Here is a 12,533-nt window from a genome sequence, read left to right on the forward strand (position 1 = left end):
CTATATAGGGTCAGACCGGCGCGTCATCGCGTGCCGAATGATTGCACGTCGAGGTGCCCCGAGTGTCACGCGCGCCAACCATAACGATTATCGATGACGACGAATCCGTTCGCGTCGCTACGGAAAGTCTCGTCCGCTCCCTTGGGTTCGGCGCGCGATCCTTCGCGTCCGCCGAGGACTTCCTCGGCTCCACGGAGCGCAGCAGGACCGCGTGCGTCATCACCGACGTCCAGATGCCGGGCATGAGCGGCGTCGAGCTTCAGAGCCGGCTGCGCGCCGAAGGCGACCCTGTGCCGCTGATCTTCATCACCGCCTTTCCCGAGGATCGCATCCGCCGGCAGGTGGACGCGGCCGGCGCCTTCGGCTTCCTGGCCAAGCCGTTCGACGGGAACGAAATGATCGATTGCATCGATCGCGCGCTGCAGGCCTCCCCGCGCCGCTGAAGCGCCGACGCGCTCGCGGCCTTTCGCGCCCTGCCCCCTCTGCCCCTGGATCTGCGCTGCGGCGACCCTCACGGGTTCGCGCGCACGCGCCTGCGCGCCTTCGATGCCGGAGCGCCGGCACCGCCGCTGCCCCATACCCTCGTATGATCCAGGCAAACGAGCGCCCAATTCATTCGTCCTGGCCCCGGTCCTATGGTGGCCACCGTGACATTCACAGAGCGGTCGCCGCGGCATCTCAGCCACCTCCCGACCGCCCCCTACAGCTTTTCCATAAGGACGACACCCATGGACAAGACCATTGCGAAACTGCGCCAGCAGGCGCCCCTGCGGACCCCCACCGATCTCGGCGAAGACGCCACCCGCGACATTGCCGGCGCCCTCACCGTTCTTCTCGCCGACATGTTCGCGCTTTATCTGAAGACCAAGAATTTCCACTGGCACATGTCCGGTCCGCACTTTCGCGACTACCATCTTCTGCTGGACGACCATGGCGACCAGATCTTCGCCACCACCGACGCCATCGCCGAACGGGCTCGCAAGGTGGGTGGCACGACGCTGCGGTCGGTGGGCCACATCGCGCGCCTCCAGCGTCTCCCCGACAATGACGCGGACTTCGTGACCGCCGAGGACATGCTGGCCGAGCTCGGCGAGGACAACAAGCGCCTCATCACCTTCCTGCGGGAAGCCCATGTCGTCTGCGAGAACTACAACGACGTCGCCACCACCAGCCTCATCGAGGTCTGGATCGACGAGGCCGAACGTCGCGTGTGGTTCCTCTTCGAAGCCACCCGCTCGCACTGACCTCTCCCTCCCCTTCCTCCCCGCCTGAACCCGCCGGCCAAGCCCGGCGGGCTTTTTTGTGCGCGCCGCCCGGATAGAGCGAAGAGCCGGTCTTCCAGCGCATCCGCCCGCACAAAGCGAGAAGGCCGGCGCCCTCAGGGGACGCCGGCCTTTTCGTTGCAGCGCATGTCGGGTGGTTCACGCCCCCGGCGAAGTGGCATCCTGGGCCGGGCCCCAGTGGGAGTCGGGCTGGGCCGGCTGGCCGATGAACGGGCGGGCGGAATTCATGGCCCGCAGCTTGGCGGCGGAGGGCTGCTGGAAGATGTCGAACGGCTGGACCACGGCGCCCGACTGGGCATCGAAAAAGGCGGTTTCGCCGCGCGCTTCGGTGGGGAAGCTGGTGTCGGCGCGGGCGGTGCCCGCAACACCGGCCACCACGAAGGCGAGAGCACCGAACGCCATGATGAACTTAGAATTCGCAGTCATGAGAACCTCCTGTGTTTTCGATGATTTAGTTTTACATTCCGCGGCCTTCGCCGGTATCGAACTCAAATTCATTCCATGAATATCGATGTTTCGCCGAACTATACGTCAGTTTACTTTTCGTCATTCCGCCCCCTCAACCATCGGCCATGCCGGGCGCCACGGGCAGGGCGACCTCCTCGGCATCGGTCTCCCGCAGCAGCTTGTGCGCCAGATCGATGGGGATGCGCCGGCGCTGGACGAGGCCGACGATGGATCGGCGCTCAGCCTGGATGGCGAGGAGATGCATCCGCCGCTCTTCCGGCCACGCGGCCGTTCCGCCATCGACACCCTCGGCCTGAAGCTGGGCGAGGCGATGCCGGTAATGGTCGGCCACGATGGCGGCGACGGTCGGCGCGTCGGCCCCGGCCGTCAGCGTCTCGGCCGTCTCCGCGAGCGCGTCCAGGGCGGCCTGCAGCGCCTCGGCGCGGGCATCGCGCTCCTGCGTCGCATCGGCGACATCGGGCGGCACATCAATGCCCCGCAGGAGGATGGGCAACGCCACGTTGGCAAGCGCCAGAGACACGAGAATGACCGCGGCGGCGATGAACACGGCAAGATCCCGTGCGGGAAAAGGCACGCCGCCCGTCAAGACCAGCGGCAGGCTGAGCGCGGCGGCGAGCGTGACCGCGCCGCGCACCCCGCCGAACGCCATCACCGCCACCAGGCGCCATCGCGGAATAGGGCGCGGCGCGCCGCTTTGCCCCCGGCTGGCGGGCCAGCAGCAGAGCGCGGCGAGCACCCACGCGAAGCGCAAGGCTGCGAGCGCGAGAACCGTGGCCGCCACATAGAGCCCGAGCCACCCCACGGCGTGGTGTCCGCCCTCGGCGATGCTGCGCGCCGCGCCGCTGAGGATGCCCGGCATCTGCTCGCCCAGCAGCAGGAACATGACGCCGTTGAGGGTGAACTGGAGCGTCTCCCACACCGCGCCGCGCCGAAGACGCGTGAGGGGCAGCGCGCGGCCGGACACCTCGATGCGGCTCATCATCATGCCGGCGGCCACGGCGGCGAGCACGGCGGAGCTGCCCGCGGCTTCGGCCAGCAGATAGGCGCCGTAGGGAATGAGCAGGCTGATGAGAATCTGGCCGGAGGTGTCCTCGCCCACCCGGCGCACCATGAAGGCCTTGGCCGTGGCCACCATCCAGCTGAAGGCGATGCCGATGGCGATGCCGCCCCCGGCCGCCCAGACAAAGGCGGCGAGGGAATCAAGCACCGGCACCGTCCCCGTCACCACTGCAGCGATGGCGAGGCGCAGGCAGATCAGCGCGGCGGCATCGTTGAAAAGGGCTTCGCCCTCCAGCAGGCGCAGCACGCCGCGCGGAATGGGAATGTGCCGCGCCACCGCGCCGGCCGCCACCACATCGGTGGGGGACAGGACGGCGGCGAGCGCGAAGCACACGGCCAGCGGCATCGCCGGGATGAGCCAATGGAGCATCAGCCCCACGCAGCCGACCGTGACCACCACCAGCCCCAGCGCCATGGACAGGATGAGCGGAGCGTTCGCTGCAAGGTCCGTCTTGGACACGCGCCACCCGTCGAAGAACAGGAGCGGCGGCAGGAAGATGAGGAAGAACTGATCGGGCTTCAGCGGCGCGCCGAGGCTGGTGACGGAGCCGATGGCTGCGCCCACCGCAACCTGAATGAGGGGCAGCGCCACGCGGTCGCCCAACACGCGGCCCATCCAGTTGGTGAGGACCACGCCGGCAAGCAGCACGAGGATGTAGCGAATGTCGGTCATGCGCACCACCGCCCTGTCTCGGCGCCGTGCGCACGCGGCGCGTGCGTGGGCGCGCTCACGTTTCAGATCTTCGTCGGACGTCTCGTCCGCCCGCAGGAGCGGACGGCCGCGCCGGTGCGGGACGACCGCAACCGGCGCTGCGCGCGTCAGCCTGTCAGGCCTTCACGAAGGCGAGCAGATCGGGATTGATGACGTCGGCGTGGACGGTCAGCATGCCGTGGGGATAGCCGGCATAGACCTTCAGCGTGCCGTTCTTCAGCAGCTTCACGCTCAGCCGGGCCGCATCATCGATGGGTACCACCTGGTCGGCATCGCCGTGCATGACGAGGGTCGGCACGGTGATGAGCTTGAGATCCTCGGTCTGGTCGGTCTCGGAGAAGGCCTTGATGCCGTCATAGTGCGCCTTCGCGCCGCCGGTCATGCCCTGGCGCCACCAATTCTGGATCACGCCCGGCACCGGCGTCGCGCCGGGCAGGTTGAAGCCGTAGAACGGGCCGGACGCCACGTCCATGAAGAACTGGGAGCGGTTGGCCGCGAGCGCGGAGCGGAAGCCGTCGAACACCTCGATGGGGGTGCCGCCGGGATTGGTGGCGGTCTTCACCATCAGCGGCGGCACGGCGCTCACCAGCACCGCCTTGGCCACGCGCCCCTGCGGCTGGCCGTGCCGCGCCACATAGCGCGCGACCTCGCCGCCGCCGGTGGAATGGCCGATATGCACGGCGTTGCGCAGGTCGAGATGCTCCATCACTGCGGCGGCGTCAGCGGCGTAATGGTCCATGTCGTGGCCGTCACTCACCTGCGCCGAGCGGCCATGCCCGCGCCGGTCGTGGGCGACGACCCGGAAGCCATGCTGCAGGAAGAACAGGATCTGCGCATCCCAGTCGTCGGAGGAAAGCGGCCAGCCGTGATGGAAGACGATGGGCTGCGCCTCCTTCGGACCCCAGTCCTTGTAGAAGATGTCGACGCCGTCTTTGGTGGTGACGTAAGGCATGGTCCTGTTCCTCTCGCTGTGTTCCAGGATGATTCTGTCCGTGGCGGCAGGCAGGGCACAGCCTGAGATCCAGCACCGACACAATATCACTCTAGAATAGGGAGAGGGAAAATGAGCTTATACACGGGTATATTGAATCGCACATCAATATAGGGGGCCGTTTTTCAGCACCCCCCATCCCGGCCGGCTCAGCGGCCGGCGCGCGAACAGCCGTTCGGTACGGGCGCGCCCGAAAGCCGTGCGAGAAGCCAGGACACGGCCATGGGCGCCACGGCCTTGACCACCCCGCCATGGGACGCCCACGGCACCTCCACATAGGTGACGGATGTCCCGGCCCGGCACAGACGGCCCACATAGTCCCGCGTGGTGGCCGGCTCCACGAGGGAATCGAGGCTCCCCTGCGCGAAGAACACGGGCACGCCCTTCGGGTCCGGATTTGAATTGCGCGCGATCAGCTGATCCCAGCCGGGCCGCCGGTCGGCGGCGCTGCGCAGGAAGCCCGTCTGGGCATAGCCCAGCGCGGAGAGGCCGAGCGCCACATCGCCGGCCGGGTCGAGGCTGCAATCGGCGGCGATCCCGTCCACGGTCCCGATCGCCTGCGGACGAACGATGCCGTCGAGCGGCAATCCATAGGCCTGGCCCCAGGACCACGCGGCGAAGGAGGCCACGACCTGCCCCGGCAGGGTGCCGACATCTTCGCGCAGCAGGCGGCGCAGCTCCGTCGGCGCGGCCGCCGCGGCGACACCCGCGAGGTGCAGCTCCGGCGCGTAGGCGCGGGCGGTGGCGGCGGTGAACAGCGCGGCATGGCCGCCCTGCGAGAAGCCCCAGGCCGCGTAGCGCTCTCCCGCATCGGCACCGGGAAGGCGGCGCGCCGCGCGCACGGCGTCGATCATGGCATGCGCCTCGCTCGTGCCGAGCAAATAGGAATGCTGGCCTGCCTCGCCCAGCCCACCATAGTCGGTCGCCGCGACGATGACGCCCCGCCCCAGCAGATCGGCGAGGCCGCCGATGCGGGCGAAGGCCTGCGGTGGATTGCGGGAGGGCGCGCACCGCGTCGCCACCCCGCTGGTGCCGTGCCCCCACGCCACCAGCGGCCGCCCGCCGGCGGTGCGGCCAGCCGGCGGCAGTGCGACGAGGCCGGAAATCGCTACCGGGCGGCCGGCGTGATTGCGCGAGCGATAGATGATGCGATAGGCGGCGCCCGCGCCCGGCGGCGGCGGCACGGGCTCCGCCTTCAGGAGCGTGCCGGGCGGCCCCTGCCTCGCGCCGTCCGGGATGGCGTAGAAGCTGTCGGCGCAGAGGGCGCGCGCCGGCCACAGGGCGACGGCCAGAAGAAGGGCAAAACAGCATCCCGTGCGCATGGCGGCGCCTCCTTGACCCTTCTTCCGGCCCACGGCCGATCAGTGAGAGGGATCGGCCCGGAGGCTGCGGGCCGCGAGCAGCTGGAGGCCGACGGCGAAGGCGGCGAACGCCGTCCCCAGCACCGTGACGAGGAACCAGCCGCCGGCTCCCCAGGCGAGCGTCGCCGTGGCCGAGCCGATGGAGCCGCCAAGGAACATGGCGCTCATGAGCACCGTGTTGATCCGCGCCCGCGCCTCCGGCCGCAGGGCAAAGACGATGTGCTGGTTGGAGACGAGGGCACTCTGCATACCGAAATCCAGCAGCATCACGCCGACGATCAGCCCGACAAGCGATCCCCACGCGCCGAACACGACCCATGCCGCGAGCGTGACGATGGAGCCCACCATCACCGCCAGCCTCGGGCCGCGCTTGTCCGCGAACCGGCCGGCCAGCGGCGCGGCGAGGATGCCGACGGCGCCCACCAGGCCGAACAATCCCGCCACCTCGGCGCCGAGGCCGAAGCGCGGCTCGGCGAGCCGGAAGGCGAGGATGGTCCAGAACACGGTGAAGGCCGCAAACAGCGCCGCCTGCGTGATCGCCGCAAGCCGCAGCGCGGGAAAATCCAGCCACTGCTGCCACACGGAATGGAGCAGCCGGTGATAGCTCAGGCGCGAGTCCGGCTTGCTGCTGGGCAGCGTCACCGCCATCAGCACCGCGCCGGCGAGCGCCATGGGCGCCGCGAGCCACAGCATCTCGCGCCAGCCGCCGTGCGAGGCGACGAAGCCGGCAACGGTGCGACTGAGGAGGATGCCCGTCAGCAGCCCGGCCATCACCGTGCCCACCGTCGCGCCCCGCTTCTCGGGCGCCGCGAAATGGGCGGCGAGGGGCACGATCTGCTGGGCGACCGTGGAGGCGAGCCCCACCGCCAGCGAGGCCGCCACGAGCAGCAGCGCCGTGGGCGCCACGGCGGCCAGCACCAGCGCCGCCGCCAGCAGCACGAACTGCACGACGATCAGGCGCCGGCGTTCCACGAGGTCGCCGAGCGGAACGAGCAGCACGAGGCCGATGGCGTAGCCGAGCTGGGTGGCGGTGGGAATCGCCCCCGTGAGGGCGCCCGGCAGATCCTGCTCGATCAGCGCGAGCATGGGCTGGTTGTAGTAGATGTTCGCCACCGCGAGGCCGGCCGCCGTGGCCATGGCGAGCGTGGCACCGAACCCCAGCGTGCCGGGTGCAGGCGCGGCGTCGGCGAGCGCGGGCGCGCCGGGACGCAGGGTTGAAGTCTGCTTGAAGATCATGGTTGCCTCCTCAGGCGGGTGCATCCGGGCTCAGGCCGGGACGTCGATCTCTGCGGTGGCGGCAGCGCGATCGAGCACCTCGATCAGGCTCTGCCTGTCCCTCGGCCCGTCGTAGCGGACACCGTTGATGAAGAGGCACGGCGTGCCGTTCACGCCGGCGCGCGCACCGCCGACGAAGTCCTGCTGAATGATGGCGTCGTACCGACCCTGGAAGGCCGCCTGCAGCACGCGGCGCTCGATGCCGAGCTGCGCGCCATAGGACGTGAGGCTCGCCACATCGAGCGCGTCCTGGTGCTCGTAGAGCATGTCATGGGCGGCCCAGAACACCCCGGACGCGGCGGCGGCCTCGGCGAACTGGGCGGCGCGCAGCGCATGGGCGTGCATCTCCGTCAGCGGGAAATTGCGGAACACGAAGCGCAGCCGCGCGCCCATCGCCTCCTGCACGGCCTTGAGCACCGGATAGGCCTCGCCGCAATAGGGGCATTCGTAATCGCCGTACTCGATCAGGGTCACCGGTGCATCGGCCGGCCCGGCCACCTTGTCGGTGGCGCTCACGGGGGGAAGACGTCGCGTCATGCCTGCGCTCCATGGATGTTCGAGACGGGGGTGTCCGAGGCCGGGGCGTTCGAGACGGGGGGCTTGGGGGTGGGAACAAGCGCGTCGAGCGCTTCGAGAATGCCATCCGCGCCAGGGTTCAGGCCGAGCGGCGAGAGATAGCTCCAGCGGATGACGCCCTCGGCATCGATCACGAACAGCGCCCGCTCGGCGACGCCATCCTGCGCGCGGTAGGCGCCGTAGCGGCGCGCTACCTCGCCCTTGGGCTCGAAATCCGCGAGCAGCGGGAAATGCAGCTTGCGCGCCTCCGCGAAGGCCGCGTGGCACCACACGCCGTCCGTGGAGATTCCCACGAGCTGGGCGCCGGAGCGGTGAAACTCCGGCAGCATCTCGTTGTAGAGACCCATCTGGTCGCCGCACACCGGGCTCCAGTCGGCCGGATAGAAGGCGAGAATGACGGGCGCGCCCCTCAGGTCGGAGAGGGACAGCCTCTGGTCGGGCGTGGCCGGCAGGGTGAAGTCAGGCGCGGCCTGGCCCGGCTGCAGCAAGGCATGTGTGGAAGCGTCGTGCGGATCGGTCATGTGCGTGCCTCGTCCCTCTCTGCGTCGCAGGTGTCCAATGTCGGCTGCGAGAGTGTCGGGGGGACGGGCCGGGGGAAATCGGCCATTGGCGTGGCCTGCTCATACTTGGGTTTGGCGGGTGCCCCTTTAGTGCGTTTCGGAAAGATGAGGGCGCCGGGCAGCCGCATGGTGCACCCCAGAAAGGGTGCGGATGATGATGAAGCGCGTATTGCTCCTGTCCCTCGTTGCCGCCGGCTGCGGCGCGCTCGCCGCGCTGGCCTACGCCTGGCATGGCGAGATCGCCCCGGTTTCGCCCCCGCCCGCCGGCGCGTTCGAGCGTGCGCAGATCGAGCGGGGCGCGTCGCTCGCCCTCATCGGGGATTGCCGCACCTGCCACACCGCGCCGGGCGGGACAACCTTCGCCGGCGGGCTCGCCATGCCGACACCCTTCGGCACGATCTATTCCACCAACATCACCCCCGATCCGGAAACCGGCATCGGTCGCTGGCCGCTCGCGGCCTTCGTGCGGGCCATGCGCGAGGGCGTGGACCGCGAAGGCCGGCACCTCTATCCGGCCTTCCCCTACGACCATTTCAGCCTGACCACCGACGCGGACCTTGCGGCGCTCTACGCCTTCCTGATGACCCGCGCGCCGGTGGTTGCCACGGCACCAGCGAACCAGCTGCCCTTCCCCATCAACATCCGCCTCGTGCTCGCCGGCTGGAAGCTCCTGTTCTTCCATCCCGAGCCCTTCGCGAACGATCCCGCGCGCGATGCGTCATGGAACCGGGGCCGCTATCTGGTGGAGGGCCTCGCCCATTGCGGCGCCTGCCACACGCCGCGCAACCTCATGGGCGCGGAAATCCGCTCCCGCGCCTTTGCCGGTGGCGAGGCCGAGGGCTGGACCGCTTACCCCCTGGGCGCGCAGTCGCCCGCCCGTGTGCCGTGGACGAAGGCGGCCCTCGCCCAGTATCTGCGCGAGGGCTGGCAGGCGGACCACGGCGTCGCGCTCGGCCCCATGGGGCCGGTGACGGAGAACCTCGCCGAGGCCCCCGCGCAGGACATCGAGGCGATGGCGGACTATCTCGCTTCGCTCGGCACGCCCGCCAGCAAGACTGCGATGCCGGAGGCGCCAGCGCCCGATGCCTCCGGCCAGCGGCCGCAATCGGCGGGCTGGCAGGCGGCCGCCATGGCCCTGCCCGCGGATGCCGGCGCGGGCCGTCGCGTTTTCGCCGCCGCCTGTGCCGTCTGCCACCAGGCCGGCCGGCCGCTGCCGCTCGGCGGCGTGGACCTCGCCCTCTCCACGGCGCTTGCGGCCGAGACGCCGCAGAACCTGCTCAACCTCATCCTGCGCGGGGTTCCGGCGGCGGACGGCGTGGCGGCGCCCGTCATGCCGCCCTTCACCGCGGTGGACGACACCGCGCTGACGGCTCTTCTCGACTACCTGCGCCGTGACATCGCCGCGCGGCCGGCCTGGCCGGACCTCGCCGCCGCCATCACCGCGGCCCGCCACGCCGCAGCTCCCCAGACCAACGTGAACCCCGCGAAAGGCGCCCCATGACCACGTTCACCGTCAACGGCACGCGCCGCACCATCGCCGCCGCGCCGGACACGCCCCTGCTCTACGTGCTGCGCGGCGAACTCGAATTGAACGGCGCGAAATTCGGCTGCGGCCTCGGCCAGTGCGGCGCCTGCACGGTGCTGGTGGACGGGCAACCCGTCTTCTCCTGCGTCACGCCGGTGATGCTGCTGGAGGGGCGCGCGGTGCGCACGCTCGAGGGGCTCGGCAGCGCCGAGGCGCCGGGGCCGGTGCAGGCCGCCTTCATCGCCGAGCAGGCGGCCCAGTGCGGCTATTGCATCGCTGGCATGATCATGCGCGCGCAGGCCCTGCTGGAGCGCGATGGCGACCCGGACGACGCCGCCATCCTCGCCGCCCTCGAACCCAGCCTGTGCCGGTGCGGAACCCATGTGCGCATCGTCCGCGCCGTGAAGCGCGCCGCCCGCGCGATGGCTCACAAAATGGAGGCCGTGCGATGACACAGGCCCTCTCCCGCCGCGCCGTGCTGCGGGGCACCGGCGCCCTTATCCTCGCCTTCGGCGTGTCGGGCCGGGCCTTCGCCCAGACCGAGACCGGCGCCAGCGCGACACCCCTGCGGGGCCTGCCCGGCAGCCTCGACGCCACGCCCCTGCTGGACGCCTGGATCCGCATCGCGCCGGACGGCAACGCCACCATCTTCACCGGCAAGGCGGAGCTGGGACAGGGCATCCGCACCGCTCTGCTGCAGGTGGCGGCGGAAGAGCTGAAGCTGCCCATCTCGCGGCTCGACCTCATCACCGCCGACACCGGGCGCACACCCGACGAGGGCTATACGGCAGCCAGCCACTCGGTGCAGGATTCCGGCACTGCCATCCGCAATGCGGCGGCGCAGGTGCGCGAGATCCTCATCGGCGAGGCCGCGCGTCGGGCTGGCGTCGCCCGCACGGGTTTGACGGCGCGGGACGGCATCGTCACCGGCCCCGCCGGCCTTCGGCTCTCTTATGGCGAGCTGGTCTCAGACACCTTGCTGCACGTGGACGCCGCGCCCACCTCGATCGTCACCGATCCGCGCGACTTCACGGTGATGGATCGCCCCGTGCCGCGCGTCGACATCCCGGCGAAGGTCACGGGCGGTGCGGCCTATGTGCAGGACATGCGCCTGCCCGGCATGGTCCACGGCCGCATCGTGCGCCCGCCGAGCTACGGCGCCCGGCTGGTCGCACTCGACGCCGGGCCGGTGGAGGCCATGCCCGGCGTGCTCAAAGTGGTGCGCGACGGCGCCTTCCTGGGGGTGATCGCTGAGCAGGAATGGACGGCGATCCAGGCCATGCGCCGGCTCGCCACCCTCGCCCGCTGGGAAGAAACGGCGCAGCTTCCCGACGAGGCCCGCCTACCCGAGGCGCTCATGGCCCTGCCCACGCGGGACACCACCATCCTCGATGTGGGGCAGCCGGATGCGTCGGCCTTCACCCTCGATACCCTGTTCACCCGCCCCTATCTCTCCCATGGCTCCATCGGCCCCTCCTGCGCCATCGCGCATCTGGAGGGCGATGCCATGACGGTGTGGACCCACACCCAGGGCGTCTATCCGCTGCGCGATGCCCTCGCGGGCCTCCTCGCCATGCCCCCGGAGAAGGTGCGCTGCATCCATGCGGAGGGGGCCGGCTGCTATGGCCAGAACGGCGCGGACGACGCCGGCGCCGACGCGGCGATGCTCGCCCGCGCCCTTCCCGGCCGTCCGGTGCGCGTGCAGTGGATGCGCGAGCAGGAGCATGCCTGGGAGCCGTTCGGGCCGGGCATGGTGGCCCGCGTGCGCGCGGCGCTGGGACCGGACGGCGCGATCACCGCATGGCAGCACGATGTGTGGAGCCAGTCGCACATGATGCGCCCCGGCCCGCCCGGCACCTTGCTCGCCGCCCGCGACAAGGCCGAGCCGTTCCCTCCGGCGCCGCCGGTGGACCTGCCCATGCCGGAAGGCGGCGGGGACCGCAACGCCGTGCCGCTCTACGTGCTGCCCAATGCGCGGGCGGTGAACCACTTCCTGCCGGAGATGCCGCTGCGCGGCTCCTCCATGCGCTCGCTGGGCGGCTACCTCAACGTCTTCGCCATCGAGAGCACCATGGACGAACTCGCCCGCCGGGCGGGGCAGGACCCGGTGGATTTCCGCCTGCGCCATCTTCAGGACGAGCGGGCAAAGGCGGTCATCACCACCGCCACTGAGCGCTTCGGCTGGAAGGACCGGCCGAAGCCCCTCGCCGGAGGCGGCTACGGCTTCGCCTTCGCGCGCTACAAGAACCTCGAGGCCTATTGCGCCATCGCGCTGGAGGTCGCCATCGATGCGGACACCGGCCGGCTCCTCGTCACGCGCGTGGTGGCGGCGGTGGACACCGGGCAGGTGGTGAACCCGGACGGGGTGCGCAACCAGATCGAGGGCGGCATCGTGCAGGCGACGAGCTGGACGCTGTTCGAGGGCGTGCGCTTCGATCGTCGGCGCATCACCTCGGTGGACTGGGCGGCCTATCCCATCCTGCGCTTCTCCCGCGTGCCCCGCGCCGTGGAGGTCCACATCGTGCCTCGGCCGGGCCTGCCCTTCCTCGGCGCGGGGGAGGCGGCGCAGGGGCCCATGGGGGCGGCGCTGGGCAATGCCATCCGCGACGCCAGCGGCCAGCGCCTCGCCACCCTCCCCCTCGATGCAAGCCGCATCCGCCATGCCATGATGGATCCACCGCCGCTCCGCTGAACGGAGCCCGATCCCGCGCCGGGCGCGGCAT

At 70.5% G+C, this 12,533-nt stretch carries 12 protein-coding genes; 5 read left to right on the plus strand and 7 right to left on the minus strand.

The window, feature by feature from the left end:
• Positions 1-41 precede the first annotated feature (41 nt).
• Together V5F74_RS05675 and V5F74_RS05680 are read left to right on the plus strand one after the other, a co-directional pair.
• Positions 42-443: a response regulator transcription factor gene (locus V5F74_RS05675; protein ID WP_210257914.1), complete on the plus strand. Its 402-nt coding sequence runs from the start codon at positions 42-44 to the stop codon at positions 441-443.
• A 285-nt stretch (positions 444-728) separates the two neighbouring features.
• Positions 729-1,244: a Dps family protein gene (locus V5F74_RS05680; protein WP_250166891.1), complete on the plus strand. Its 516-nt coding sequence runs from the start codon at positions 729-731 to the stop codon at positions 1,242-1,244.
• A gap of 177 nt (positions 1,245-1,421) precedes the next feature.
• On the opposite strand, the gene V5F74_RS05685 is transcribed toward V5F74_RS05680, so the two are convergent.
• The 7 genes from V5F74_RS05685 to V5F74_RS05715 all read right to left on the minus strand — a co-directional run bounded on the left by V5F74_RS05685 (position 1,422) and on the right by V5F74_RS05715 (position 8,246).
• Positions 1,422-1,709, minus strand: coding sequence for a hypothetical protein (locus V5F74_RS05685; protein WP_394006767.1), 288 nt, complete (start codon positions 1,707-1,709; stop codon positions 1,422-1,424).
• Between the two features lie 133 nt (positions 1,710-1,842).
• The gene (locus V5F74_RS05690) at positions 1,843-3,483 is read right to left on the minus strand and encodes a Na+/H+ antiporter (RefSeq protein ID WP_394006769.1); all 1,641 of its coding nucleotides are present in this window, start codon (positions 3,481-3,483) and stop codon (positions 1,843-1,845) included.
• 154 nt (positions 3,484-3,637) lie between these two features.
• Complete coding sequence (locus V5F74_RS05695) at positions 3,638-4,474, minus strand: alpha/beta fold hydrolase (protein ID WP_394006771.1); 837 nt, start codon at positions 4,472-4,474, stop codon at positions 3,638-3,640.
• A 188-nt stretch (positions 4,475-4,662) separates the two neighbouring features.
• Complete coding sequence (locus V5F74_RS05700; protein WP_394006773.1) at positions 4,663-5,835, minus strand: lipase family protein; 1,173 nt, start codon at positions 5,833-5,835, stop codon at positions 4,663-4,665.
• 39 nt (positions 5,836-5,874) lie between these two features.
• On the minus strand, positions 5,875-7,110 hold the full coding sequence (locus V5F74_RS05705; protein WP_394006775.1) for an MFS transporter: 1,236 nt from the start codon (positions 7,108-7,110) through the stop codon (positions 5,875-5,877).
• 30 nt (positions 7,111-7,140) lie between these two features.
• Positions 7,141-7,686, minus strand: a complete 546-nt coding sequence (locus V5F74_RS05710; RefSeq protein WP_394006776.1) for a DsbA family protein — start codon at positions 7,684-7,686, stop codon at positions 7,141-7,143.
• Positions 7,683-8,246, minus strand: a complete 564-nt coding sequence (locus V5F74_RS05715) for a peroxiredoxin (RefSeq protein ID WP_394006778.1) — start codon at positions 8,244-8,246, stop codon at positions 7,683-7,685. The genes V5F74_RS05710 and V5F74_RS05715 overlap by 4 nt, the downstream gene beginning before the upstream one ends.
• 190 nt (positions 8,247-8,436) lie before the next feature.
• Here V5F74_RS05715 and V5F74_RS05720 point away from each other — a divergent pair, with 190 nt between their 5' ends.
• The 3 genes from V5F74_RS05720 to V5F74_RS05730 are packed head-to-tail and all read left to right on the plus strand — an operon-like array spanning position 8,437 to position 12,502.
• Positions 8,437-9,786: a cytochrome c gene (locus V5F74_RS05720; RefSeq protein WP_394006780.1), complete on the plus strand. Its 1,350-nt coding sequence runs from the start codon at positions 8,437-8,439 to the stop codon at positions 9,784-9,786.
• Positions 9,783-10,262, plus strand: a complete 480-nt coding sequence (locus V5F74_RS05725; protein ID WP_394006782.1) for a (2Fe-2S)-binding protein — start codon at positions 9,783-9,785, stop codon at positions 10,260-10,262. The genes V5F74_RS05720 and V5F74_RS05725 overlap by 4 nt, the downstream gene beginning before the upstream one ends.
• Complete coding sequence (locus tag V5F74_RS05730) at positions 10,259-12,502, plus strand: xanthine dehydrogenase family protein molybdopterin-binding subunit (RefSeq protein ID WP_029557450.1); 2,244 nt, start codon at positions 10,259-10,261, stop codon at positions 12,500-12,502. The genes V5F74_RS05725 and V5F74_RS05730 overlap by 4 nt, the downstream gene beginning before the upstream one ends.
• Positions 12,503-12,533: the final 31 nt, after the last annotated feature.

This window comes from Xanthobacter aminoxidans, from assembly GCF_043193615.1.
Taxonomy (GTDB): domain Bacteria; phylum Pseudomonadota; class Alphaproteobacteria; order Rhizobiales; family Xanthobacteraceae; genus Xanthobacter; species Xanthobacter aminoxidans.

Bases quoted from the DNA above. Each gene is read 5' to 3' on its own strand.
- V5F74_RS05680 (WP_250166891.1), top strand. From the start codon at position 729: ATGGACAAGACCATTGCGAAACTGCGCCAGCAGGCGCCCCTGCGGACC.
- V5F74_RS05685 (WP_394006767.1), bottom strand. From the start codon at position 1,709: ATGACTGCGAATTCTAAGTTCATCATGGCGTTCGGTGCTCTCGCCTTC.
- V5F74_RS05690 (WP_394006769.1), bottom strand. From the start codon at position 3,483: ATGACCGACATTCGCTACATCCTCGTGCTGCTTGCCGGCGTGGTCCTC.
- V5F74_RS05695 (WP_394006771.1), bottom strand. From the start codon at position 4,474: ATGCCTTACGTCACCACCAAAGACGGCGTCGACATCTTCTACAAGGAC.
- V5F74_RS05700 (WP_394006773.1), bottom strand. From the start codon at position 5,835: ATGCGCACGGGATGCTGTTTTGCCCTTCTTCTGGCCGTCGCCCTGTGG.
- V5F74_RS05705 (WP_394006775.1), bottom strand. From the start codon at position 7,110: ATGATCTTCAAGCAGACTTCAACCCTGCGTCCCGGCGCGCCCGCGCTC.
- V5F74_RS05710 (WP_394006776.1), bottom strand. From the start codon at position 7,686: ATGACGCGACGTCTTCCCCCCGTGAGCGCCACCGACAAGGTGGCCGGG.
- V5F74_RS05715 (WP_394006778.1), bottom strand. From the start codon at position 8,246: ATGACCGATCCGCACGACGCTTCCACACATGCCTTGCTGCAGCCGGGC.
- V5F74_RS05720 (WP_394006780.1), top strand. From the start codon at position 8,437: ATGATGATGAAGCGCGTATTGCTCCTGTCCCTCGTTGCCGCCGGCTGC.
- V5F74_RS05725 (WP_394006782.1), top strand. From the start codon at position 9,783: ATGACCACGTTCACCGTCAACGGCACGCGCCGCACCATCGCCGCCGCG.
- V5F74_RS05730 (WP_029557450.1), top strand. From the start codon at position 10,259: ATGACACAGGCCCTCTCCCGCCGCGCCGTGCTGCGGGGCACCGGCGCC.